Source organism: Nocardioides psychrotolerans, assembly GCF_943371775.1.
In the GTDB taxonomy this organism is placed as follows: Bacteria; Actinomycetota; Actinomycetes; order Propionibacteriales; family Nocardioidaceae; genus Nocardioides; species Nocardioides psychrotolerans_A.
On record NZ_CALRWD010000030.1, the window covers coordinates 1 to 23,656 of the forward strand.

The 23,656-nt window shown below is 70.9% G+C and carries 21 protein-coding genes; 18 read left to right on the top strand and 3 right to left on the bottom strand.

What is annotated here, in order from left to right; genetic code table 11:
• From AAG827_RS10535 to AAG827_RS10570, 8 genes are all read left to right on the top strand, one after another.
• A partial coding sequence (locus AAG827_RS10535) for a TraR/DksA C4-type zinc finger protein (protein WP_341925906.1) occupies positions 1-634 on the top strand: 634 nt, incomplete at its 5' end.
• Complete coding sequence (lspA, locus tag AAG827_RS10540) at positions 607-1,200, top strand: signal peptidase II (RefSeq protein ID WP_341925907.1); 594 nt, start codon at positions 607-609, stop codon at positions 1,198-1,200. The genes AAG827_RS10535 and lspA, both read left to right, overlap by 28 nt.
• Positions 1,197-2,135: an RluA family pseudouridine synthase gene (locus tag AAG827_RS10545; protein WP_309649384.1), complete on the top strand. Its 939-nt coding sequence runs from the start codon at positions 1,197-1,199 to the stop codon at positions 2,133-2,135. The genes lspA and AAG827_RS10545 overlap by 4 nt, the downstream gene beginning before the upstream one ends.
• Positions 2,125-2,820 (top strand): GNAT family N-acetyltransferase, encoded by a 696-nt coding sequence (locus AAG827_RS10550; protein ID WP_341925908.1) that lies wholly within the window; start codon positions 2,125-2,127, stop codon positions 2,818-2,820. Before AAG827_RS10545 ends, AAG827_RS10550 begins: the two co-directional genes overlap by 11 nt.
• A 16-nt stretch (positions 2,821-2,836) precedes the next feature.
• Positions 2,837-3,700 (top strand): DMT family transporter, encoded by an 864-nt coding sequence (locus AAG827_RS10555; RefSeq protein WP_341925909.1) that lies wholly within the window; start codon positions 2,837-2,839, stop codon positions 3,698-3,700.
• A gap of 146 nt (positions 3,701-3,846) precedes the next feature.
• On the top strand, positions 3,847-7,398 hold the full coding sequence (dnaE, locus tag AAG827_RS10560) for a DNA polymerase III subunit alpha (protein WP_341925911.1): 3,552 nt from the start codon (positions 3,847-3,849) through the stop codon (positions 7,396-7,398).
• Positions 7,395-7,928 (top strand): hypothetical protein, encoded by a 534-nt coding sequence (locus tag AAG827_RS10565; protein ID WP_341925913.1) that lies wholly within the window; start codon positions 7,395-7,397, stop codon positions 7,926-7,928. Before dnaE ends, AAG827_RS10565 begins: the two co-directional genes overlap by 4 nt.
• 98 nt (positions 7,929-8,026) lie before the next feature.
• Positions 8,027-9,862, top strand: a complete 1,836-nt coding sequence (locus AAG827_RS10570; RefSeq protein ID WP_341925914.1) for a DUF3352 domain-containing protein — start codon at positions 8,027-8,029, stop codon at positions 9,860-9,862.
• Positions 9,863-9,878: 16 nt separating this feature from the next.
• Here the strand turns inward: AAG827_RS10570 and ybaK are convergent, their stop codons facing one another.
• Both ybaK and AAG827_RS10580 read right to left on the bottom strand, forming a co-directional pair.
• On the bottom strand, positions 9,879-10,370 hold the full coding sequence (gene ybaK / locus AAG827_RS10575; protein ID WP_341925915.1) for a Cys-tRNA(Pro) deacylase: 492 nt from the start codon (positions 10,368-10,370) through the stop codon (positions 9,879-9,881).
• 13 nt (positions 10,371-10,383) lie between these two features.
• Positions 10,384-11,049 (bottom strand): LON peptidase substrate-binding domain-containing protein, encoded by a 666-nt coding sequence (locus AAG827_RS10580; protein ID WP_341925917.1) that lies wholly within the window; start codon positions 11,047-11,049, stop codon positions 10,384-10,386.
• Positions 11,050-11,154: 105 nt separating this feature from the next.
• Here AAG827_RS10580 and hisD point away from each other — a divergent pair, with 105 nt between their 5' ends.
• The 10 genes from hisD to AAG827_RS10630 are packed head-to-tail and all read left to right on the top strand — an operon-like array spanning position 11,155 to position 20,278.
• On the top strand, positions 11,155-12,456 hold the full coding sequence (gene hisD, locus AAG827_RS10585) for a histidinol dehydrogenase (RefSeq protein ID WP_341925919.1): 1,302 nt from the start codon (positions 11,155-11,157) through the stop codon (positions 12,454-12,456).
• Positions 12,453-13,538 carry a histidinol-phosphate transaminase gene (locus tag AAG827_RS10590; protein WP_341925920.1) on the top strand — a complete coding sequence of 362 codons (1,086 nt, stop codon included), beginning with the start codon at positions 12,453-12,455 and terminating at the stop codon, positions 13,536-13,538. Before hisD ends, AAG827_RS10590 begins: the two co-directional genes overlap by 4 nt.
• Positions 13,535-14,143 carry an imidazoleglycerol-phosphate dehydratase HisB gene (gene hisB, locus AAG827_RS10595; protein WP_341925921.1) on the top strand — a complete coding sequence of 203 codons (609 nt, stop codon included), beginning with the start codon at positions 13,535-13,537 and terminating at the stop codon, positions 14,141-14,143. Before AAG827_RS10590 ends, hisB begins: the two co-directional genes overlap by 4 nt.
• Positions 14,140-14,781 (top strand): imidazole glycerol phosphate synthase subunit HisH, encoded by a 642-nt coding sequence (gene hisH / locus AAG827_RS10600; protein WP_341925946.1) that lies wholly within the window; start codon positions 14,140-14,142, stop codon positions 14,779-14,781. The genes hisB and hisH overlap by 4 nt, the downstream gene beginning before the upstream one ends.
• A 13-nt stretch (positions 14,782-14,794) precedes the next feature.
• On the top strand, positions 14,795-15,124 hold the full coding sequence (locus AAG827_RS10605) for a hypothetical protein (protein ID WP_341925922.1): 330 nt from the start codon (positions 14,795-14,797) through the stop codon (positions 15,122-15,124).
• Between the two features lie 40 nt (positions 15,125-15,164).
• Positions 15,165-15,905, top strand: a complete 741-nt coding sequence (priA, locus tag AAG827_RS10610) for a bifunctional 1-(5-phosphoribosyl)-5-((5-phosphoribosylamino)methylideneamino)imidazole-4-carboxamide isomerase/phosphoribosylanthranilate isomerase PriA (RefSeq protein ID WP_341925924.1) — start codon at positions 15,165-15,167, stop codon at positions 15,903-15,905.
• Positions 15,902-16,663, top strand: a complete 762-nt coding sequence (gene hisF / locus AAG827_RS10615; RefSeq protein WP_341925925.1) for an imidazole glycerol phosphate synthase subunit HisF — start codon at positions 15,902-15,904, stop codon at positions 16,661-16,663. Before priA ends, hisF begins: the two co-directional genes overlap by 4 nt.
• Positions 16,664-16,682: 19 nt before the next feature.
• Positions 16,683-17,609 carry an LLM class F420-dependent oxidoreductase gene (locus AAG827_RS10620; protein ID WP_341925926.1) on the top strand — a complete coding sequence of 309 codons (927 nt, stop codon included), beginning with the start codon at positions 16,683-16,685 and terminating at the stop codon, positions 17,607-17,609.
• Positions 17,610-17,667: 58 nt separating this feature from the next.
• Positions 17,668-18,576 (top strand): 4-hydroxy-tetrahydrodipicolinate synthase, encoded by a 909-nt coding sequence (gene dapA, locus AAG827_RS10625; RefSeq protein ID WP_341925928.1) that lies wholly within the window; start codon positions 17,668-17,670, stop codon positions 18,574-18,576.
• A gap of 16 nt (positions 18,577-18,592) precedes the next feature.
• Positions 18,593-20,278, top strand: coding sequence for a ribonuclease J (locus AAG827_RS10630; RefSeq protein ID WP_341925929.1), 1,686 nt, complete (start codon positions 18,593-18,595; stop codon positions 20,276-20,278).
• A gap of 126 nt (positions 20,279-20,404) precedes the next feature.
• Here AAG827_RS10630 and AAG827_RS10635 read toward each other — a convergent pair whose 3' ends face one another.
• Positions 20,405-23,494, bottom strand: a complete 3,090-nt coding sequence (locus AAG827_RS10635; protein WP_341925930.1) for a M4 family metallopeptidase — start codon at positions 23,492-23,494, stop codon at positions 20,405-20,407.
• Positions 23,495-23,656: the final 162 nt, after the last annotated feature.

Below are 23,656 nucleotides of genomic sequence, written 5' to 3' on the forward strand. Positions count from 1 at the left end.
CGCACCGGCGAAGAAGGCCGCACCGGCGAAGAAGGCCGCACCGGCGAAGAAGGCCGCACCGGCGAAGAAGGCCGCACCGGCCAAGAAGGCCGCACCCGCGAAGAAGGCCGCACCGGCCAAGAAGGCCGCACCGGCCAAGAAGACTGCACCGGCCACGAAGGCCGCACCCACGAAGACGACGCCCCCCGCACAGAAGGCACCCTCGGTGAAGAAGCCCGCTCCCGCCAAGAACGCACCCGCCTCCGCCCTCGTGGTGAAGGAGGGGGAGGACGCGTGGACCAAGGCCGAGCTCAAGGAGGTGCTCGACGAGCTGCGCGAGCAGCACGCGCACAGCACCGGGATCGTCACGGCACAGGAGACCGAGCTCTCGGGGCTGCTGCGTGACGCCGGTGATGGTGCCGGCCAGGACCAGGCCGACATGGGCGCGACCAGCTTCGAGCGGGACCACGAGCTGACCGTGCTCAACAACGAGCGCGACAAGATCGCCCAGATCGACCGTGCCCTCGCCCGCATCGACGACGGCACCTACGGGGTGTGTGAGTCCTGCGGCAACGCCATCGGCAAGATGCGGCTCATGGCTTTCCCCCGTGCGACACTCTGCATGACATGCAAGCAGCGCGAGGAACGTCGCTGAGCGACGACGACGCCACTCCCGAGTCCCGGTCCACGACCCACGGGAGTGGCCGTCTGCGACTCCGTTTCGCAGCGATCGCCCTGGTCGTCTACCTCGTCGACATCCTCACCAAGATCGTGGCTGTCGAGGAGCTCGCCGACCGTGACATCCCTCTGGTGGGGGACTTCCTGGTCCTGCACCTGACCCGCAACCCGGGGGCCGCCTTCAGCACGGGCACGCAGTTCACCGAGGTGCTCAGCGTCATCGCGATCATCGCGGTCGTGGTGGTCCTCTGGTTGAGCCGCCGGCTCGGCAGCGCCGGCTGGGCCACCGCGCTCGGCTTCCTGCTCGCGGGTGTCGCGGGCAACCTCACCGACCGGATCTTCCGGGCCCCCGGCCCCCTGCGTGGACACGTCATCGACTTCCTGATGCTGCCCAACTGGCCGGTCTTCAACTTCGCCGACGTGGCGATCAACATCGCCGCGGGACTGATCCTCATCCAGGCCTTCCGCGGCATCCGCATCGACGGCACCCGTGAGGGCGCCGACGAGCCCGAGCGCACCGAACCCGAGGCGAAGCAGACGTGACACAGCAGGTCGACCACCGCAGTCTCCAGGTCCCCGACGGGCTGGCCGGCGAGCGGGTGGACGCCGCGATGGCCCAGATGTTCGGCCTGTCCCGCACGCGGGCGGCCGACCTGATCTCCAGCGGGCTGGTCACGCTGGACGGCGCCGCGGTGGCCAAGAGCGACCGCGTGCTGCCCGGCACCCGTCTCGACGTGACGATCCCCTTCGAGGGCGACCCGCTCGAGATCGTCCCGGAGATCGTCGAGGGCATCAAGATCATCCACGACGACGACTCCATCGTCGTGATCGACAAGCCGGTCGGCGTCGCGGTGCACCCCTCGCCGGGCTGGTCCGGACCGACGGTGGTCGGGCACCTCGCCGGTGCCGGTTTCCGCATCGCGACGAGCGGTGCTCCCGAGCGTCAAGGGATCGTGCAGCGGCTCGATGTCGGCACCTCGGGCGTCATGGTGATCACCAAGTCCGAGCACGGCTACTCGCTGCTCAAGAACGCCTTCCGTCAGCGCACGGTCGACAAGACCTACCACGCCCTCGTCCAGGGGCACCCCGACCCGCACGAGGGCACCATCGACGCGCCGATCGGTCGCCACCCCCGCGCCGACTACAAGTTCGCGGTCATGGGTGACGGGCGTCCCAGCGTGACGCACTACGAGACCCTCGAGGCGCACCGGTTCGCCAGCCTGCTGGAGGTGCACCTCGAGACGGGTCGCACCCACCAGATCCGTGTGCACATGGCGGCGCTCAAGCACCCGTGCGTCGGCGACATCACCTACGGTGCCGACCCCACCCTGTCGCGCCGGGTGGGCCTGGAGCGTCAGTGGCTGCACGCGGTCAAGCTCGGCTTCGAGCACCCCGACTCGGGCGCCTACGTGGAGTACGAGTCGACCTACCCCGACGACCTCTCCCGTGCCCTCGAGATCATCCGCGATGCCGACTGACCTGGTCCTCCGACCGGCGACGCCGATCGACGCCCATGACGTCGCGTCGGTCCACCTGCGCGCGCGGCGTGCGGCGCCGATGCCGCCCGCCGTGCATCCCGACGACGACGTACGACGTTGGCTCGCCGTCCGGCTGCAGTCCGACGAGGTCTGGGTGGCCGAGCACGACGGCGTCGTGGTGGGCTACGCGCGCCTGACCGACACCTGGCTCGACGACCTCTACGTCGAGCCGTCCCACGCGCGGCAGGGCGTCGGCTCCGCGCTGATCGACGTCGCCACCTCGGTGCGTCCCGACGGCTTCTGCCTCTGGGTGTTCGAGAGCAACGCGCCGGCGCGGGCGTTCTACGCCCGCCACGGGCTCGTGGAGCTCGAGCGCACGGACGGCTCGGCCAACGAGGAGCGCGCGCCCGACATCAAGATGGCCTGGACCGGCGCGGACCCGCTCGCCTTCCTCCGCGGCCTCATCGACGAGGTCGACGCCCAGCTCGGCGACCTGCTCGCGCGCCGCGCCGCCCTGACGCGCGCGGTCCAGCCGCTCAAGGCCGACCCCACGCAGCGAGACCTCGCCCGCGAGCACCAGATCGCCGAGGCGCTGGCCGCCCGCGCGCCGGCCCTGGGGGCCGAGCGGATCGAGCGGATCGTCCACACCATCATCACCGAGAGCCTGGACGCGGCCCGCACGTGAGCGCGGCGCACCCCCGGTGCTGACCGCCGTGGTCCTGACCCTGGCCGGGTCCGTGGCCCACGCCGCGTGGAACCTCCTGGCCAGCCGGGCCCACGCCGAGGACAGCGGCCTGTTCGTCTGGGTCTACTCGGTCCTCTCGCTGGTCCTGCTCGCCCCGGCCGCCCTCGTGGCGGTGCTGCTGGGGGCAGAGGTGTCGTGGACCCTGGTCGGCGCCGGGGCGGTCAGCGCGCTGCTCCACACGGCCTACGCCGTCTCGCTCCAGGCCGCCTACGCCCGCAGCGACCTCAACGTCACCTACCCGGTGGCCCGTGGACTGGGCCCCGTGCTGGCCGCCGGCTTCGCCGTGGCCGTGCTCGGCGAGCGACCGGGAGCCCTGGGCTGGCTCGGGATCGCGTTGATCACGGCGGGGGTGGGCGTGGTCTCGACCGGGGCAGCAGCACCCGAGTCGCGCGCCCGTCGGGCCGCGGGGCTGCGCTGGGGGGTGTTGATCGCGGCCGCCATCGCCGGCTACACGCTCTGGGACGCCCACGCCGTCGCCGGACTGGGCGTCGACCCGGTCACCTACTACGCGGTGGGCGGGGCGTGGATGGTCGTCGTGCTCACGCTGGCGTGCGCGGGTCGGCTCGGGGGAGCGGGAGCCGTGCTGCGCCGACACTGGCGCACGGGTCTCGCGGTGGCGGTGCTCTCCCCGGTGGCCTACGTGCTGGTGCTGGTCGCCCTCACCCTCGCGCCGGTCTCGGTCGTGGCACCGCTGCGCAGCACCAGCATCGTGGTGGGCAGCCTCGCCGCCTGGTGGTGGCTCGGCGAGGCGCACGGAGGGCGCCGGCTGGTGGGCGCGGTCGTGGTCACCGCGGGGGTCGCGGCGCTGGTCCTCGGATGAGATGTCGGTGCGCCCTGCCACCATGCCCGGAGCGGTTCGCGTAGGCTGGTCCTCTTCCCCCAGCGAGACGTCCGGCGCCCTCCTTCGAGGCCGTCGTGGCCGCTGCAGCATGCCCTATCTCGACCGGCGAGGAGCCCGAAGCAGACATGACGACAGGTTCTTCCGACTCCTTCGTCCACCTGCACGTCCACACCGAGTACTCCATGCTCGACGGTGCCGCCCGGCTCGGCGCGCTGACCCAGCGGGCGGCCGACCTCGGCATGCCGGCGGTCGCGATGACCGACCACGGCAACGTGTTCGGTGCCTATGAGTTCTACAAGAAGGCCAAGCAGGCCGGGGTCAAGCCGATCATCGGCATCGAGGCCTACTTCGCCCCCAACATCTCCCGCTTCGAGCGCAAGGGCGTCAACTTCTACGGCGGCGGGCCCGACGACGTCTCCAACCGCGGCGCCTACACGCACATGACGCTGCTGAGCGAGTCGACCGAGGGCATGCACAACCTCTTCCGACTCTCCACGGGCGCCTGGCGCGACGGCTTCTTCAAGCACCCACGCATGGACCGTGAGCTCCTCTCGCAGCACGGCAAGGGCATCATCGGCACGACCGGCTGCCCGTCCGGCGAGGTCCAGGTCCACCTGCGTCACGGCAACTACGAGGCGGCCAAGCAGGTCGCCGGCGACTTCCAGGACATCCTCGGCAAGGACAACTACTTCCTCGAGCTGATGGACCACGGCCTCGACATCGAGACCCGGGTCAAGGACGGGCTGCTGCGCCTGGCCAAGGACATGCAGATCCCGCTGCTGGCGACCAACGACTCCCACTACGTCATGCAGGAGGATGCCAAGAGCCAGGAGCACCTGCTCTGCATCAACTCCGGCTCGACGATGGACATCCCGGCCGGTGACGGTCCCGGGCAGCGCTTCGCCTTCAACGGCGACGGCTACTACCTCAAGTCCGCCGCCGAGATGCGGGACCTGTGGCGCGACTTCCCCGAGGCGTGCGACAACACCCTGCTCATCGCCGAGCGCTGCGACGTGCAGTTCACCGAGGGCAACGGCACCTTCATGCCTCGCTTCCCGTGTCCCGAGGGCGAGAACGAGGACTCCTGGCTGGTCAAGGAGGTCGAGAAGGGCCTGCACTACCGCTACCCGGCCGGCATCCCCGACGACGTGCGCAAGCAGGCCGAGTTCGAGGTCGGCGTCATCACGCAGATGGGCTTCCCGGGCTACTTCCTCGTCGTCGCCGACTTCATCAACTGGGCCAAGGACAACGGCATCCGGGTCGGTCCGGGCCGTGGGTCCGGCGCCGGGTCGATGGTCGCCTACGCGATGCGCATCACCGACCTCGACCCGCTCCAGCACGGCCTGATCTTCGAGCGGTTCCTCAACCCCGATCGCGTCTCCATGCCCGACTTCGACATCGACTTCGACGAGCGTCGTCGTGGCGAGGTCATCCGCTACGTCTCCGACAAGTACGGCGAGGACCGGGTCTCGATGATCGTCACCTACGGGACGATCAAGGCCAAGCAGGCCGTCAAGGACTCCAGCCGCATCCTCGGCTACCCGTTCGCGATGGGGGACCGCATCACCAAGGCGATGCCCGCCGCGGTCATGGGCAAGGACGTGCCGTTGCAGGAGATCTTCGACCCGGCCCACAAGCGCTACGGCGAGGGCGGGGAGTTCCGCACGCTCTACGACGGCGACCAGGACGTCAAGCGCGTCGTCGACACCGCGATCGGCATCGAGGGCCTCAAGCGTCAGTGGGGCGTCCACGCCGCCGGCGTCATCATGTCGAGCGAGCCGCTGCTCGACATCATCCCGATGCTCAAGCGCCCGGCCGACGGCGCGATGATCACGCAGTTCGACTACCCCACGTGCGAGTCGCTCGGCCTGATCAAGATGGACTTCCTCGGGCTGCGCAACCTCACGGTGCTCGACGACGCCATCAAGAACATCCAGGCCAACCGCGGCGAGACCGTGGTGCTCGAGGACCTCGAGCTCACCGACGAGGCGACCTACCGGCTGCTCCAGCGCGGAGACACCCTCGGCGTCTTCCAGCTCGACGGTGGGCCGATGCGTGCGCTGCTGCGCTCGATGCGGCCCGACTGCTTCGAGGACATCTCCGCCGTCGGCGCGCTCTACCGTCCCGGTCCGATGGGCGCCGACTCCCACAACAAGTACGCCCGTCGCAAGACCGGTCGCGAGCCGGTCGAGGCGCTGCACCCCGAGCTGGCCGAGGCGCTCGAGGACGTGCTGGGCGAGACCTACGGCCTGATCGTCTACCAGGAGCAGGTGATGGCGATCGCGCAGAAGCTCGCCGGCTACACCCTGGGCCAGGCCGACATCCTGCGTCGCGCGATGGGCAAGAAGAAGAAGGAGGAGCTGGACAAGCAGTTCGCCGGCTTCTCCGCCGGCATGACCGAGCGCGGCTACAGCGCCGCGGCGATCAAGGCCCTCTGGGACACCCTGCTGCCCTTCTCCGACTACGCCTTCAACAAGGCCCACTCGGCCGCCTACGGCCTGGTCTCCTACTGGACCGCCTACCTCAAGGCCAACTTCCCGGCCGAATACATGGCGGCCCTGCTGACCTCCACCAAGGACGACAAGGACAAGTCCGCGATCTACCTCAACGAGTGCCGTCGGATGAAGATCCAGGTGCTCCCGCCGGACGTCAACGAGTCCTCCCACCACTTCACCCCGGTCGGGCACGACATCCGTTTCGGGCTCACCGCGGTGCGCAACGTCGGCGCCAACGTCGTCGACGGCATCGTCTCCGGCCGCACCGAGAAGGGCCGCTACGAGTCCTTCGACGACTTCCTCTCCAAGGCGCCGGCTCCGGTCTGCAACAAGCGGGTCATCGAGTCGCTCATCAAGGCCGGTGCCTTCGACGAGATGAAGCACCGGCGCCGGGCCCTGGTCGCCATCCACGAGACCGCCGTGGACCAGTACGTCGACATCAAGCGCAACGAGGCCATCGGCCAGGACTCCCTCTTCGGCGGCATGGAGGACGAGCCCGGGGGCGGCTTCGGCATGACCGTAGCCATCCCCGACATCGACGAGTGGGACAAGACCACCCTGCTCGGCCATGAGCGCGACATGCTCGGCCTCTACGTCTCCGACCACCCCCTGCTGGGCCTCGAGCACGTCCTGTCCAACGGCACCGACTGCACGATCGGTCAGCTCATGCTCGACGAGGAGCGCGCCGACGGGTCCACGGTGACGATCAGCGGTCTGGTGACGACAGTCGCGCGCAAGATCACCAAGCGTGGCGACGCGTGGGCGATGGTGACCCTCGAGGACCTCGACGGCGCGATCGACGTGCTGCTCTTCCCCAGCTCCTACCAGCTGGCCAGTGGCTACCTCGTCGAGGACGCGATCATCACCGTCAAGGGGCGGCTGAGCCGGAGCAAGGACACCCCCGAGCTGCACGGCCAGGAGGTCAGCGTCCCCGACCTCTCCGACGGCCCCAGCGGCCCGGTGGTGATCAGCCTGCCCTCGACCCGGTGCACGGCGCCGGTGGTCGAGCAGCTCAAGGACGTCCTGGGCACCCACCCGGGCATGACCGAGGTCCAGCTGCGCTTGCTCACCCGTGACGCCACCAAGGTGATGCGTCTCGACGACCGGCTGCGGGTGACCCCCACGCCGGCTCTCTTCGCCGACCTCAAGGCCCTGCTCGGCCCCGGGTGCCTGGCCGGATGACGGCAGGGACCGTGGACGACCGGCTCGGGCGCGCCACCCGCGGGCCGGAGGTCGCACAGGCTGCCGCGGTGGTCGCCCTGTGCGCCGCGGTGGGTGCCGGGTGCGGCTGGCTGTGGTTCACGATCTGGGACCCGCCGGTCGGGGTCGTCTTCGACGGCATGTGGTACCTCGACGAGCAGGGCCTGCGCGACGAGTTCACCGCGACGGGGTGGTTCGTCGTCGTCGGGGCGGTGGCCGGGCTGCTGCTCGGACTGCTCTGCGCGTTGGCCCTGAGCCGCTCCGAGCTCGTGACGCTGGGAGCGCTGCTGGTGGGCGTCGGCCTGGCGACCTACCTGATGTGGCAGGTCGGCCTGCTCCTCGGTCCCGACGACCCCCGCGAGCTGGCCAAGGCGGCCACCGACGGGGACCGGCTGCCAGGGCAGATCGAGGTGTCGGGGCGCAGTCCCTTCCTGGTGCTGCCCGGCACCGCGCTGGCCGCCCTCGCCATCACCTACGCCACCGTGCCGAGGCGGATCCGCTCCCGCGACTGAACGCAACGCCCGTGGGTAGAGTGCCGTCGAAGTAGCACGGCCCGGCCCGTCCGCACGACGCTGGACCGCACATCCGCACCCGTCCCCTGGGGGTCACCGTGTCCAGCAACCAACCTCCTGCCGGCCCCCCGTCGGGCCCCCCGTCAGGTCCGCCGTCCGGCCCGCCCGCGGGTCCGCCGCCGTCCGGACCGCCGCCGGGATGGGGACCGCCGTCCGGTCCGCCGCCGCCACCCGAGTACCTCGAGGCCGGCGGCGGTCGGCCGCTGCCTCCCGGTGCACCCGCAGGCTCCGGCAGCCGCAAGAAGATCCTCATCGGTGCGGGTGCGGTCGTCGGCCTCGCCGCCGTCGGCACGGGTGTCTGGGCGGCGATGAGCTTCCTCGCCACTGGTCCCCAGCCGTCGGAGGCCCTCCCGGCCGACACGATCGGTTACGTCAGCGTCGACCTGGACCCCAGCGGCGGTCAGAAGATCGAGGCGCTCCGCACGTTGCGCAAGTTCCCCGCGTTCAGGGACGAGGTGGGCCTCGACACCGACGACGACCTGCGCGAGCGGATCTTCGAGGAGATCCAGAGCTCGGCCGAGTGCGCGGGCCTCGACTACGCCGACGACATCGAGCCGTGGCTGGGCGACCGTTTCGCGGTGGCTGCGGTCGACCTCGGCGACGACACCCCGACCCCGGTGCTCGTGATGCAGGTCAAGGACGGCGACGCCGCTGAGGTCGGCCTCAGCGCCGTGCGTGACTGCGCGGTGGGCGAGGGATCCTCCGACGAGGAGTCCTCCGAGGAGCTCGGCGGCTGGTCGATCGACGGTGAGTGGGCCGTGATCGCTGAGACCCAGGAGATCGCCGACGAGGTGGCCGCCAAGACCGAGGAGGGCTCTCTCTCCGACGACGAGGACTTCCGGACCTGGACCGACGAGGCCGGCGATGCCGGCATCCTGACTGCCTACGCCGCCCCCGAGGCGGGCACGGTCATCGCCGACGCGATCGGTGGCTTCGGCCTCCTCCCGTTCGGCGGCTCGAGCGACTGCGTCTACGAGGTGGAGCCCTTCGACCCCGAGTCCGGCGAGATCCCGGAGCTGCCGTCGCTCGACAGCTACTGCGACGACACCGGCGGCTCGGAGATGCCGGACGAGATGATGTCGGCGCTGGAGGACTTCCGCGGCGGTGCGCTCACCGTGCGCTTCGACGACGGAGCCCTCGAGGTCGAGGCCGCCTCCGGCACGGACGCCCTCGGGCTGCCGACGCTGCTGGGCAGCGACCAGGGCGGTGCTGCGATGGCGACCCTGCCCGAGGACACCGCCGCCGCCTTCGGCCTGGGCTTCGAGGAGGGCTGGTTCGACGAGGTCCTCGACTACGTCAGCTCGACCATGGGCTCCGAGATGGACATCGAGGGCCTGCTCGCCGATGCGGAGGAGGAGACCGGCCTCTCGCTCCCCGAGGATGCCGAGACCCTGGCCGGGGAGTCGGTCGCCGTGGCGCTCAGCCCCGCCTTCGACCCCGAGCTGTTCTTCAACTCAGGCGGCACCGACGTGCCGGTCGCGGTCAAGATCAAGGGCGACGCCGAGGAGATCCAAGGTGTCCTCGACAAGCTCGTCGAGTCCGCCTCCGCCTCCGACCCCGAGGCCTCGAGCATCTTGGGCAGCGACGGCAAGGGTGACTACGTCGTGATCGGGCCCGACGCCGACTACCGCGCCGAGGTGCTCGAGGACGGTGGCCTGGGGGACAGCGACGTCTTCCAGGACGTCGTGCGCGAGGTCGGTGACGCGGGCTCGATCCTGTTCGTCAACTTCGACGCGGGCGACGGCTGGCTCGCGAGTCTCGCCGGCGACGACGGGGAGGTCCGCGACAACCTGGAGCCGCTCGAGGGCCTGGGCCTGACCGGCTGGCTCGACGACGAGGTCGGTCACGTGGTCCTGCGGGTCACCACCGACTGAGGCGACGACCGACCTCTCAGCTCCGGCCGATCTCGGCCGTGATCGCCCCGGTGATCGCGACCAGGTCGGCCGGAGCCACCTCCACGTCCAGCCCGCGCCGTCCGCCCGAGACGAAGACCGTCGGGTGGGTCAGGGCGGAGGTGTCGAGGACGGTCGGGTGCGCCTTCTTCTGGCCGATCGGGGAGATCCCGCCGGCGACGTACCCGGTGGCCCGCTCGGCGGCCTTCACCTCCGCCATGGCGGCCTTGCCGGCGCCGAGGGCCCGGGCCAGCGCCTTGAGGTCGAGCTGGCCGGAGACGGGCACGATGCCGACGGCGAGCCGGCCGTCAACGGTGACCATCAGCGTCTTGAAGACGCGGGCCGGGTCCAGGCCGAGCGCCTCTGCGGCCTCGAGGCCGAAGGAGGCGGCCCGGGGGTCGTGCTCGTAGGGATGGAGCCGGTGCTCGATCCCCGCGGCGGTCAGGGCGAGCGTGGCGGGCGTGCCTCCGGACGCTGACTTCTTGGCCATCGAGCGTGCGGCGCTAGTTGGGCGACCAGCGCGTGCGAGCCACCTCGGTGGCCGGCAGCGACGGGATCACGTTCATGGCCTGGAGCTCGGTGCGCAGCAGGTCGGTGACCATCACCAGGCGCTCCGTGGCGTCGTCGGCCTCGAGCAGCGCCTGCCGCTCGGGCATCGGAAGGGGAGCGCAGGCGGCCAGCGTCCAGGAGAGGTACGACGGGTCGCGCGGCAGGCTCCCGGAGTAGGGGTCGGTGGCGATCTCGGAGAGGGCCTGCCGGTAGGCCGTGAACGTGGCACGCGCTCGCTCGAGCACCTCGTCCGCGACGGGGTCGTCGTTGTCCTCCAGCTCCGCCACGTGGCCCACGGGGAAGAGCCCCGTGGTGTCGAGGCGGTCCAGCTTGATCCGGTCCAGGCCCACCGCGACGATGTCGAAGGTCCCGTCGGCGTTGGACTCGACCTCGGTGAGCTGCACCCGGCAGCCCACGCGGTAGAGCGACTGGGCCCCGTGGTCACCCACCTCGTAGCCCTCGCGGATGCCCACCGAGCCGAAGACCCGCTCGATCGGGTCCTCGACCCGCAGCAGATGGTGCACCAGGGCGCGGTAGCGGTCCTCGAAGACCCGCAGCGGCACGCTGACGCCGGGGAAGAGCACCGAGTTGAGCGGGAACATCGGCAGCGTCAGGGTCACGGTCGCCACCGTAGTCGGTGCCGCGAGCGGACGGCGGCGGCCCCGGACTGTCCAGCCCAGGTCACCGATGAGGGAGTCGTGGGGCCGCCTTCGTAGAATCGGTGCATGATTCGGCGCATCGACCTCCGCGGGGCGGCCCAGACCGGCCCCGTCGACTACCGGACTGCCGTGCCTCGGGCCGAGTTCGACATCGAGGCCGCCATCCCCGCCGTGCACGCGATCTGCGAAGCGGTGCGCACCCGGGGCCTCGAGGCCATCTTCGAGATGTCCGCGAAGCACGACGGGGTGCCCCAGACCGACATCCGCGTCCCGCGCCAGGCGCTCGTCGACGCCCTCGAGCAGCTCGACCCCGCCATCCGTGCCGGCCTCGACGAGTCGATCCGCCGGCTGCGCGCGACCTGCGCCCAGGAGCTCGAGCAGGACGCCGTGACCGACCTGGGACCCGGTGCGACCGTGACGCACAAGAAGGTGCCGGTCGGGCGGGTCGGTCTCTACGTCCCCGGGGGCCTGGCCCCCCTGGTCTCCAGCGTGCTGATGAACGTCGTCCCGGCCCAGGTCGCCGGGGTCGAGTCGATCGCGCTGAGCTCGACCCCGCAGAAGGCCTTCGGCGGCCTGCCGCACCCGACGATCCTGGCTGCCTGCGAGCTGCTCGGGATCGAGGAGGTCTATGCCGTCGGCGGTGCCCAGGCAATCGCGATGTTCGCCTACGGCGTCGGCCCGTGCGAGCGGGTCGACCTGGTCACCGGGCCGGGAAGCATCTGGACCGTGACGGCCAAGCGGCTGCTCAAGGGACAGGTCGGCATCGACTCCGAGGCCGGTCCGACCGAGATCGCGATCCTCGCCGACGACACCGCCGACGCGGCCTACGTCGCCGCCGACCTGATCAGCCAGGCCGAGCACGACCCCCTCGCCTCGGCCGTCCTCGTGACGACCTCGGAGCGCCTCGCAGCCGACGTCGACGCCGAGCTCGACAAGCAGATCTCGACCACCAAGCACGTCGAGCGCATCCTGACCGCGCTGAGCGGGCCGCAGTCCGGCATCGTCCTCGTCGAAGATCTCGAGCAGGGGCTCAAGGTCGTCGACGGCTACGGCGCCGAGCACCTCGAGATCCACACCGTCGACGCCGCGGCCTGGGCCGCGCGCGTGCGCAACGCCGGCGCGATCTTCGTCGGGTCGCACGCCCCGGTCTCCCTGGGCGACTACTGCGCGGGCTCCAACCACGTGCTCCCGACGGGCGGCTGCTCGTGCCACTCCTCGGGGCTGTCGGTGCGCGCGTTCACCAAGTCCATCCACGTCGTCGACTACGACCGGGGTGCGTTGGCCGAGGTGGCGGACCACGTGGTCACCCTCGCCGAGGCGGAGGACCTGCCCGGCCACGGCGCGGCCGTGCGGGTGCGCTTCTCGTGACCTTCCCTCCTCTGCGCGAGGAGCTGCGGGGGATCGAGCCCTACGGCGCCCCGCAGCTCGACGTGCCCGTCCAGCTCAACGTCAACGAGAACCCCTACGCGCCCTCCGACGCCGTCGTGGACGACGTGGCCCGATCGGTCGCCGCGGCGACGCGCACGCTCAACCGCTATCCCGACCGTGAGTTCGTGGAGCTGCGGGGCGCTCTGGCCGACTACCTCGGTCACGGAGTGCGCACCGAGCAGGTGTGGGCGGCCAACGGGTCCAACGAGATCATGCTGCAGCTGCTGCAGGCTTTCGGCGGTCCCGGGCGCACGGCGCTGAGCTTCGCCCCGACGTACTCGATGTATCCGGAGTACGCCCGCGACTCCAACACCTCCTGGGTGCAGGGACGCCGCGAGACGGACTTCGCGCTCGACCTCGAGGTCGCGCGCGAGCTCGTCGAGCGGGAGCGGCCCTCGGTCGTGCTGCTGCCCTCGCCCAACAACCCGACCGGCACCGCGCTGCCGCCCGAGGCGGTCAGCCTGCTGTGCGAGGCGGTGGGGGAGACCGGGATCGTGGTCGTCGACGAGGCCTACGGCGAGTTCCGCCGCGCCGGCACCCCGAGCGCGCTCGAGGTCCTGCCGCAGCACCGCAACCTGGTCGTCACGCGCACCATGAGCAAGGCGTTCGCGCTCGCCGGCGCGCGGCTCGGCTACCTCGCCGCCGCCCCGGAGATCTGCGACGCGATCCGCGTCGTGCGGCTGCCCTACCACCTCTCGGCGGTGACCCAGGCGGTCGCGCTCGCGGCGCTGCGGCACGCGCCCGAGCTGCTCGGCAAGGTCGACCAGCTGCGCGTCGAGCGCGACGCCACGGTGGCCTGGTTGCGCGAGCAGGGGCACCAGGTCGCCGACAGCGACGCCAACTTCTGTCTCTTCGGCACGTTCGCCGACCGCCACGCGGTCTGGCAGGGCCTGCTCGACCACGGTGTCCTGATCCGCGAGACTGGCCCCGACGGGTGGCTCCGGGTCTCGATCGGCACCACCGAGGAGATGACGGCCTTCAAGCAGGCACTCACAGCAGTCACGGAAGAGGGACAGGCATGAGCAGGACCGCACGCATCGAGCGCCAGACGAGCGAGTCGAAGGTGCTCGTCGAGGTCGACCTCGACGGCACCGGCCGCCACGACATCTCCACGGGTGTCGGGTTCTACGACCACATGCTCACCGCCTTCGCCCGCCACGCGCTGCTCGACCTGACCGTGCAGACCTCCGGCGACACCCACATCGACGCCCACCACACCGTCGAGGACACCGCCATCGTGCTCGGCCAGGCCCTGCGCGAGGCGCTCGGCGACAAGGTCGGCGTACGCCGTTTCGGCGACGCCACCGTGCCGCTCGACGAGGCGCTGGTCCAAGCCGTCGTCGACGTCTCGGGTCGTCCCTACTGCGTGCACACGGGTGAGCCCGAGGGGCAGGTCTACGTCCAGCTCGGCGGCACCACGCCGGCCTACCTCGGCTCACTGACCAAGCACGTCTTCGAGACCATCGCCTTCCACGCCCACATCGCGCTGCACGTGCGGGTGCTCGCCGGGCGCGAGCCGCACCACATCGTGGAGACGCAGTTCAAGGCGTTCGCCCGCGCGTTCCGCGACGCCGTCGCGATCGACCCGCGGGAGACCGGGGTCCCCTCCACCAAGGGTGCACTCTGAGCACCTCGGCCCCCGACGTCGTCGTCCTGGACTACGGGTCCGGCAACCTCCGCTCGGCCGTCCGCGCGCTCGAGCGGGCCGGGGCGACGGTCGAGCTGACCGGCGACTTCGACCGTGCGCTGGAGGCCGAGGGGCTCGTGGTGCCCGGCGTCGGGGCCTACGCCGCGTGCATGTCGGGGCTGCTGGGCATCAAGGGGGAGCGGATCATCGGGCGCAGGCTCGCCGGCGGCCGCCCCGTGCTCGGGATCTGTGTCGGCATGCAGATCCTCTTCGCCCGCGGGGTGGAGCACGGTGTCGAGACCGAGGGCTGCGACGAGTGGCCCGGCGTGGTCGAGCGCCTGCAGGCGCCCGTCGTACCCCACATGGGGTGGAACACCGTCGACGTGCCCGAGGAGACCGCGCTCTTCGCGGGGATCCGCGACGAGCGGTTCTACTTCGTGCACTCCTACGGCGTGCGCGAGTGGACGCTGGTGACCAACGACCGCACCCGCGCCCCGCTGGTGACCTGGGCCGAGCACGGCGGCGACCGCTTCGTCGCGGCCGTCGAGAACGGGCCGCTCAGCGCCACGCAGTTCCACCCGGAGAAGTCCGGCGACGCCGGTGCCGCGCTGCTGCGCAACTGGGTGACGTCGCTGTGAGGCCAGGGCGAGCATGAGCAAGGAGCGGGCCCGACGCCGGGAGGAGCGCGAGCGCGAGGCGGCGGTGCGGGCAGCGGCACGCGCCGCGGAGGCCGAGCGCGCCGCGCGTCGCGCGGCACGCAAGAAGTCGCTCACGTCGGTCCTGCCCAAGCCGCGTCCCCGCCCGGCGGGCGTCCTGACCCGGCGCGCGCGCCACCAGACCTGGGCGACGATCCTGGTCGTCGTGCTGGTCAACCTCGTGGCGTGGGCCTTCCTCGATCACTGGGCCGCGCGGCTGCTGGTGATCATCGTCAGCCTCCTCGGCGCCCCTGTCCTGCACACCCTGCTGTTCCGCCGTCGCTGAGCGCCGGCCTCACCCCACCTGTCTGGAGACGAGAACCACCATGAGCGACTACCTCGAGCTGCTGCCCGCCGTCGACATCGCGGGCGGCCAGGCCGTCCAGCTGGTGCAGGGCGTCGCCGGGTCGGAGAAGCGCTTCGGCGACCCGATCGAGGCCGCGCTGCGCTGGCAGGAGGCCGGGGCCGAGTGGCTGCACCTGGTCGACCTCGACGCGGCGTTCGGCCGGGGCCACAACCGTGAGCTCCAGGCGCAGATCGTCGGCACCCTGGACATCCAGGTCGAGATGAGCGGCGGCATCCGCGACGACGAGTCGCTGGCCGCGGCCATGGCCACGGGGTGTCGCCGGGTCAACATCGGCACCGCCGCGCTGGAGCAGCCGGAGTGGTGCGCCGCCGCGATCGCGGAATACGGCGATCGCGTGGCCGTCGGGCTCGACGTGCGTGGGCGCACGCTCGCGGCCCGCGGCTGGACCCGCGACGGCGGCGACCTCTACGACGTGCTGACCCGTCTCGACGCGGAGGGCTGCGCCCGCTACGTCGTCACCGACGTCAACAAGGACGGCATGCTGCAGGGGCCCAACCTCGACCTGCTGCGCGACGTCTGCGCCGTCACGGACCGGCCGGTCGTCGCCTCGGGCGGCATCACCGAGCTGACCGACCTCGAGGCGCTGATGGGTCTGGTCGACCTCGGGGTCGAGGGCGCGATCATCGGCACGGCGCTCTACGAGGGCCGTTTCACCCTCGAGGACGCGCTCACCCTGACCCTGCCGAAGGCCCAGGCATGAGCCTGGCCGTCCGCGTCATCCCGTGCCTCGACGTCGACGCCGGGCGCGTGGTTAAGGGCATCAACTTCCGGGAGCTGCGCGACGCGGGCGACCCCGTCGAGCTGGCCCGCACCTATGACGCGGAGGGCGCCGACGAGCTGACCTTCCTCGACATCTCCGCCTCTCACGAGGGTCGGGCGACCACGATGGAGATCGTGTCGCGCACAGCCGAGGAGGTCTTCATCCCCCTGACGGTCGGTGGGGGAGTGGCCTCCGTCGAGGACGTCGACCGGCTGCTGCGTGCAGGGGCCGACAAGGTCGCGGTCAACACCGCCGCGATCCACCGACCCGAGCTGGTCGCCGAGATCGCCGACCGCTTCGGCAACCAGGTGCTCGTGCTCTCCGTCGACGCCCGCCGTGCCCCGGGGACCGACTCGGGCTGGGAGGTCACCACCCACGGCGGCCGCAAGTCCGCCGGCCTCGACGCGATCGCGTGGGCCGCCCGCGCGTGCGAGCTCGGTGCGGGGGAGATCCTGCTCAACGCGATGGACGCGGACGGCACCCAGGACGGCTTCGACCTCGAGCTGATCCGCGCCGTACGCCGTGAGGTCACGGTGCCCGTCATCGCCTCCGGTGGTGCCGGGTCCAGCGAGCACTTCGCGCCGGCCGTCGATGCCGGCGCCGACGCGGTCCTCGCCGCCACCGTCTTCCACTTCGGCACGCTGCGCATCCGCGACGTCAAGGGAGCGCTCGAGGCAGCCGGTCACCCGGTCCGCTGAGCCTGGCAGAGTGATGGACATGGAACTGCGTGTCTTCACCGAGCCCCAGCAGGGCGCCACCTACGACGACCTCCTGGCGGTCGCGCTCGAGGCCGAGGAGCTCGGTTTCGGGGCGTTCTTCCGCTCCGACCACTACCTCGGGATGGGCACGCCCGGGCTCCCCGGCCCCAGCGACGCGTGGATCACGCTGGCCGCGCTCGCCCGGGAGACCAGCACGATCCGGCTCGGCACGATGATGACCAGCGCGACCTTCCGCCACCCCGGGCCGCTCGCGATCAGCGTCGCCGGCGTCGACCAGATGAGCGGCGGCCGCGTCGAGCTCGGGATCGGTGCCGGTTGGTTCCAGGCCGAGCACGAGAAGTACGCCATCCCCTTCCCGAGCACCAAGGAGCGCTTCGACCGCTTCGAGGAGCAGCTCGCCATCATCACCGGCCTGTGGGCGACCCCGCTGGACGGACCGGGCTTCTCCTACGACGGTGAGCACTACCAGGTGACCGACTCGCCGGGCCTGCCGAAGCCGACCCAGGCCAAGCCCCCGGTGCTGATCGGCGGGGTCGGCAAGAAGCGCACCCCCGCCCTCGCCGCGTCGTACGCCGACGAGTTCAACCTGCCGTTCGTCGACCGGGCCACCACCACCGCGCAGTTCGGTCGGGTGCGCGCCGCGTGCGAGGCGATCGGCCGTGACCCCGACGAGCTCGTCTACTCCAACGCGCTCGTGCTCTGCGTCGGGGCCGACGAGGCGGAGGTCGAGCGGCGCGCGGCCGCCATCGGTCGCGACAAGGACGAGCTGCGGGAGAACGGCATCGCGGGGACGCCGGAGGAGGTCGTCGAGCGGATCGGTGACTATGCCGCCCTCGGCAGCGAGCGTCTCTACCTCCAGGTCCTCGACCTCGCCGACCTCGACCACCTGCGCCTGGTGGCGGCCGACGTGATGCCTCACGTGTGACGTGCCACCGGCGAGCCGCCCGCACGGCGGGACCGGCGAAGAGCGATAGCCTGACCTCATGAGCGCGACGCCCCCTTCCCCCCCGGCAACCCCGTTCGGCACGGTCCTGACCGCCATGGCGACCGCGTTCCACGACGACGGTTCCGTCGACCTCGAGGGCACCGCCCGCATCGCGACCCACCTCGTCGACCACGGCCACGACGGCGTCGTCGTCTCCGGCACGACCGGTGAGTCGCCCACGACCACGACCGCCGAGGACGGCGAGATCCTGGCCGCGGTCAAGGACGCGGTCGGCGACCGTGCCGTGGTCATCGCGGGGGTCGGCACCAACGCGACCGCCACGTCGGTCGAGCTGGCCGTCCAGGCCGAGAAGATCGGCGCCGACGGCCTGCTCCTCGTCACGCCCTACTACAACAAGCCCAGCCAGGCCGGCGTGCTGCACCACTTCCGCAGCGTCGTCGAGGCCTGCGGCGTGCCGGTCATGCTCTACGACGTCCCGGGTCGCACCGGCACGACGATCGCGATGGAGACCTACGCGGCCGCGATCGAGTGGGACAGCGTCGTCGCGGTCAAGGACGCGGTCGGCGACTACGCCCGCGGCGTACGCCTCATGCAGATGGGCTACGCCGTCTACTCCGGCGACGACGTCGCCAACCTCGGCTGGCTGGCCCACGGCGCCGCCGGCTTCGTGTCGGTCGCGGGCCACGCCGCGGGTCCGCTCCTGCGCGAGATGTACGACGCCTTCGCCGCCGGCGACCCCGCCACGGCGCTCCAGGTCTTCACGCGGATGCTCCCCGCGATCGACGCCGTGATGGGCGTCCCCAACTACGGAGCCACCACCGCCAAGGCAGCGCTGCAGCTGCTCGGGGTGCTCGACAACCGCAACGTCCGCGCGCCGCTCGTGCCGCTGGACGAGGACGAGGTCGCCGCGCTCCGGGTCGGTCTGGCGGCGTCCGGCCTGCTCTAGACGACAGGACACCCGCGTGAGCCACCCGCATCCCGAGCTCTCCGCACCACCCGAGCTGCCCTCCGGAGGACTGCGGGTGATCCCGCTCGGTGGGCTCGGCGAGGTCGGGCGCAACATGACCGTCTTCGAGCACGCGGGACGGCTGCTGATCGTCGACTGCGGCGTGCTGTTCCCCGAGGACCACCATCCCGGGGTCGACCTGATCCTGCCCGACTTCGAGCCGATCCGGGCGCGGCTCGACGACGTCGAGGCGCTGGTGCTGACCCACGGGCACGAGGACCACATCGGGGCCACGCCCTACCTCCTGCGCGAGCGCCGGGACATCCCGCTCGTCGGCTCCGAGCTCACTCTCGCGCTGCTCGGCAGCAAGCTGCGCGAGCACCGGCTCCAGGAGACCGTCCACCACCAGGTGCGCGAGGGCGACCGGATCTCGTTCGGTCCGTTCGAGCTCGAGTTCGTCGCGGTCAACCACTCGATCCCCGACGCGCTGGCCGTCGCGATCCGCACCGCCGCCGGCCTGGTCCTGCACACGGGCGACTTCAAGATGGACCAGCTGCCGCTCGACGGTCGCATCACCGACCTGCGCTCCTTCGCACGGCTGGGGGAGGAGGGCGTGGACCTCTTCCTCACCGACTCCACCAATGCCGAGACGCCCGGCTTCACTCCGGCGGAGACGTCGATCACCCCGGTGATCGACCAGGTCTTCCGCGACTCCGCCCAGCGCATCATCGTGGCCTGCTTCGCCTCCCACGTGCACCGCGTGCAGCAGGTCCTCGACGCGGCGGTCGCCCACGACCGCAAGGTCGCCTATGTCGGCCGCTCGATGGTGCGCAACATGGCGATCGCCCGCGACCTGGGCTACCTCCGCGTGCCCCCGGGCGTGATCGTCGACCTCAAGGAGCTCGCCCAGCTGGCGCCCGAGCGCCAGGTGCTGATCTCGACCGGCTCCCAGGGCGAGCCGATGAGCGCCCTGAGCCGGATCGCCCAGCGCAACCACCACGTCGTACACATCGCCGAGGGCGACACCGTCCTCCTCGCCTCGAGCCTGATCCCCGGCAACGAGAACGCCGTCTATCGCGTCATCAACGGCCTTGCGCGGTGGGGCGCGAGGGTCGTGCACAAGGGCAACGCGCTGGTGCACGTCAGCGGCCACGCCAGCGCCGGCGAGCTGCTCTACTGCTACAACATCGTCAAGCCCCGCAACGTGCTCCCCGTCCACGGGGAGATCCGGCACATGCAGGCCAACGCCGCCCTCGCCCGGCTCACGGGCGTCGACAACGTCGTGATCGCCGAGGACGGCGTCGTGGTCGACCTCGTCGACGGGGTCGCCTCGATCGTCGGCAAGGTCGACTGCGGCTACGTCTTCGTCGACGGCTCCTCGGTCGGCGACATCACCGAGTCCGACCTCAAGGACCGTCGCATCCTCGGCGAGGAGGGCTTCATCTCGATCATCGTCGTCGTCGACTCCGTCAGCGGCAAGGTCTCCAGCGGTCCCGAGATCCACGCCCGCGGCAACGCTCTCGAGGGCTCGAGCTTCGACGAGATCAAGCAGCCGGTCATCGACGCCCTCGACCGGGTGATCGCCGAGGGCACCACCGACTCCTACCAGCTCCAGCAGACCGTGCGGCGGGTGGTCGGCCGCTGGGTCAACACCACCCACAAGCGGCGCCCCATGATCATCCCGGTCGTCATCGAGGCCTGACCCGCCGTCGGCGCAGGTGGTGCAACATCGCGCCGACTCGGCGTCGGCAGCAGGAGGCCCCGCCGGACGGGTGTCCGACGGGGCCTCCTGGTCGTGCTGGGTGGTGCTGGAGCAGCGTGCTGAGGATCAGCGGGTGACGCGGACCTTCACGGTGTCGCTGGCAGCGGCGAAGGCCGGGGTGCCGGGGAAGACCACCTTGAGGGTGTAGGTGCCGGGCTTGAGGCCGCGGACCTTGACCGTCGCCTTGCCCTTCTTGGCGTAGCCCTTGCCGACGACCTGCTTGCCCTTGAGCAGCTTGATCGCGCCCTGGGGCGTGGTGCCCTTCGAGCCGTCGCGCTTGACCTGGACGACGACCTTGGCGGGCGCGCCCGCCTTCGGGGTCGCCTGCAGCTTGGTCTCGACCTTGCACACCGCGACCTTGATGTCGTCGACGTACCAGCCGTCGAGGCCACCGCAGCCGTCACGACCCATGTCGAAGCGGACGCGGACCTTCTGGCCCACCTTCGCGCCGAGCTTCTTGAGGTCGATGATCGAGGTGCCCCACGAGCCGCGGTTCTCGCCGCCGTCGGTGCCGGTGAAGCCCTGCTCGCCTGCGATCGGGCTGGTGTTGCCGGGAGCGACCTCCATCTGGGCGCCCGGGGCGTTGAAGGCGTAGGCCTTGGTCGGGATGACCTTGAACGGCTTGCCACCGACGCTGTACTTCACGTTGCCGCCGTCGTAGCCGTATTCGGTGGCCACGTAGTGCTCGAACGACATCCGCGGCGAGAGGCCCGCCGGGATCGCGAAGGCAGGACTGGTGATCGAGTTGCGGCTCGACACGTCGTCCGCCGTGCCCGAGCAGTCGCCGACCTCGGCCGGGTCCGGTGCGTAGGCGACGGTGGAGGAGTGGTTGCCGGGCGCGTTGGCGACCGTCTTCCACGGGATGCCCGAAGCGCCCTCGAAGACGACGTCCTCGGTCTTGTCCCAGCCCTTGAGGCCGTCCTCGAAGTCCTCCGACCAGACGGTGCGGGCCGTGAAGCCCTTGCCGCAGAGCGACGGGGCGCCCTTGGCCAGCAGCGGCTTGAACTCGCACTGGGCCTTGGGGTCCAGGTTGAGCTCGACCGCGTCGCTCACCATCGAGACCGCGGTGCAGTCAGCGGCAGTGATCGGCGTCGCCAGGGTCGGCGTCGCCTCCGGCTCCAGGGTCAGCTCGTTGATCTCCTGGCCGACCAGGTCGGTGCAGGAGGAGACGAGGCTCTCGGAGAGGTCGCTGAAGTCGGCGACCGGGAAGAGGTACTCGCTCTGCGAGCGCCAGAAGATGGCCGCGGCCTTGTCACGACCGATCGCCGGGACGGTGACGCCGTTGTAGGCGCCGCCGTCGACGAGCAGCGCGAACGCGTGGTTGACCACGCCGGAGTTGCTGTGCACGCCGCCGCTGTCGTCCGTGGAGCACTTGTACTCGGCGTCCGACACCTTGCCGGGGTCGCCGTAGCAGGTGGGGTTCCACATGTCGCGGATGGCGCCGCCGAAGGCCGGGTCGGCCTCGCCGGAGAGCCAGCGGTAGGAGTTGTCCTTGTCGGCCTCGTCGATGTCCTTGACCGTGACGTTGACCGTCGTGGTCGCCGACTTGATCTTGGTGCCGGTGTCCTGGCCGACCATCACGCCGTAGATGTCCGCGTCGCCCGAGGGGGAGAACGGCGGCTCGGCGACGTTGTTGCCGATGATGATGCCCTCGGCGCCGGCGGCCTCCGCAGCCTGCGCCTTGGCGCCGAACGTGCAGGTGCCGCGGTCGACGTAGACGAACTTGCCGGCCATGGCGGCAGCGTTGGTGAACGGCGCGCAGCCGTCGACGGGCGCACCGACGACGACGTCGGCGGTGACGCCGGTCTTGTCGAAGACAGGACCGAACGCCGCCGGGGCGGCGTCGCAGTCGCCCGCGACGTCAGCGGGGGAGTTGATGGTGAGACCCACCGCGCCACGCGTGAACTGCGAGCACAGGCCGGTCGTGCGCGGGGTGTTGGGGGTCTCGTTGTAGCGGTCGTTGAGCTGGTCGACCGTCTCGCCCCAGATGTCGGAGAACGCCTCGTTCATCGCGCCCGACTGCCACTGGTAGATCAGGCCGGAGGTGTACTCGGTGTAGGCGTGGCCCCACTCGTGGGCGACCGTGTCGTCGGAGCTGACCCCGGCGCAGTAGTTGGTCGTCGAGCCGTTCCAGTTGGCGTTGGGGCAGTTGATCGACGGCTCGTTGTTGACCGTGACCATCGTGGCGCCGGCGTTGTCGTAGGAGTCACGGCCGAACGCGTTCTTGAAGAGCCAGTAGGCCTCGCCCGTGCCCTCGACCTCGCTGAGCTGGTCGACGTCCAGGTCGCCGGGGAGCGCGTCGCCCTCCTCGTAGACCAGGTCGTAGTCGGTCGTGTCGTCGGCCGGGTCCTCGGTGCCCTGGTCGTTGACGGACGCCTCGTAGAGCTCGCGGTCCAGCGCGTGCGCCATCATCGAGTAGCGGTTGACGATCTTGCCGCTCTCGGCGTCGAGGAAGACCATGTCGCGTACGGTGCGCTCGTTGGTGACCTCGAGGACGTAGGTGAGGACCGCCTCGCCGGTCTCGCCGCGGGTCGAGCCCATGCGGTAGACCATCAGCTTGTTGCTGGCGACCTTGAGGCCGGCCGTGCTGACGGTGGCGTCGGGCGTCGCCGACTTCGTCCTGACGATCGCCAGCGCGCGGGTCGCGGCCTGGGCGGCGGTGAGGCGCGGCGTGACGCTGAGGTCCAGGGCGGGGGCGGCGTAGCCGTTGACCGAGGTCAGGTCGCCGTCCTTGTCGACGTGGGCCCGCAGCTTCGAGCCGAAGACCTCCACCCCGCGGTAGCGCTGGGTGAAGTCGACGGTCCAGCCGTAGCGGTCGGCGTTGACGCCCGACTGCTCGAGCTGGGCGGCGGTGGCCCCGAAGGCCCCGGCGTACTCGTCGAGGTAGGCACGGGCCTTGGTCGTGGCCGCACGGGCCGAGGCACCGTCCAGTCCGGGGAGCAGGTCGCCCTCGCTCCCGGTCGCACGGGCGAAGCCGACCTTGCCGGTCGCCCTGTCAGCCGTGATCTGCACGGCTCCTGCCGCCTCGCCCTTCATGCGCTGGACGAGCGACTCCCCGGCAGGCGCCGGGGGAGCGGCCGAGGCCTGGAGCCCGGGCGTGGCCGCGAGGCCGGCTCCGAGCAGGGCCAGGCTCAGCCCTGTGGTGATGATCTTCACTTGTTGTTCCCTCCGAGTGGAATCAAGACGTGGTGTGCCTTTGTGATCTGGCACACCAACCGTTTGACCCTAGGCAACCGCGGGCCGATGGTCCAGCACTGCATGGGTTTTGCCGGCAAATTCTGTGTAACGAAGATGCCGGACCGCACGATCTGCGGGCTC

What these genes read in the sequence shown, in the direction of transcription:
- lspA (WP_341925907.1), top strand. Translation starts at nt 607, where the DNA reads ATGCAAGCAGCGCGAGGAACGTCGCTGAGCGACGACGACGCCACTCCC.
- AAG827_RS10550 (WP_341925908.1), top strand. Translation starts at nt 2,125, where the DNA reads ATGCCGACTGACCTGGTCCTCCGACCGGCGACGCCGATCGACGCCCAT.
- dnaE (WP_341925911.1), top strand. Translation starts at nt 3,847, where the DNA reads ATGACGACAGGTTCTTCCGACTCCTTCGTCCACCTGCACGTCCACACC.
- AAG827_RS10565 (WP_341925913.1), top strand. Translation starts at nt 7,395, where the DNA reads ATGACGGCAGGGACCGTGGACGACCGGCTCGGGCGCGCCACCCGCGGG.
- ybaK (WP_341925915.1), bottom strand. Translation starts at nt 10,370, where the DNA reads ATGGCCAAGAAGTCAGCGTCCGGAGGCACGCCCGCCACGCTCGCCCTG.
- hisD (WP_341925919.1), top strand. Translation starts at nt 11,155, where the DNA reads ATGATTCGGCGCATCGACCTCCGCGGGGCGGCCCAGACCGGCCCCGTC.
- hisB (WP_341925921.1), top strand. Translation starts at nt 13,535, where the DNA reads ATGAGCAGGACCGCACGCATCGAGCGCCAGACGAGCGAGTCGAAGGTG.
- AAG827_RS10605 (WP_341925922.1), top strand. Translation starts at nt 14,795, where the DNA reads ATGAGCAAGGAGCGGGCCCGACGCCGGGAGGAGCGCGAGCGCGAGGCG.
- priA (WP_341925924.1), top strand. Translation starts at nt 15,165, where the DNA reads ATGAGCGACTACCTCGAGCTGCTGCCCGCCGTCGACATCGCGGGCGGC.
- hisF (WP_341925925.1), top strand. Translation starts at nt 15,902, where the DNA reads ATGAGCCTGGCCGTCCGCGTCATCCCGTGCCTCGACGTCGACGCCGGG.
- AAG827_RS10620 (WP_341925926.1), top strand. Translation starts at nt 16,683, where the DNA reads ATGGAACTGCGTGTCTTCACCGAGCCCCAGCAGGGCGCCACCTACGAC.
- dapA (WP_341925928.1), top strand. Translation starts at nt 17,668, where the DNA reads ATGAGCGCGACGCCCCCTTCCCCCCCGGCAACCCCGTTCGGCACGGTC.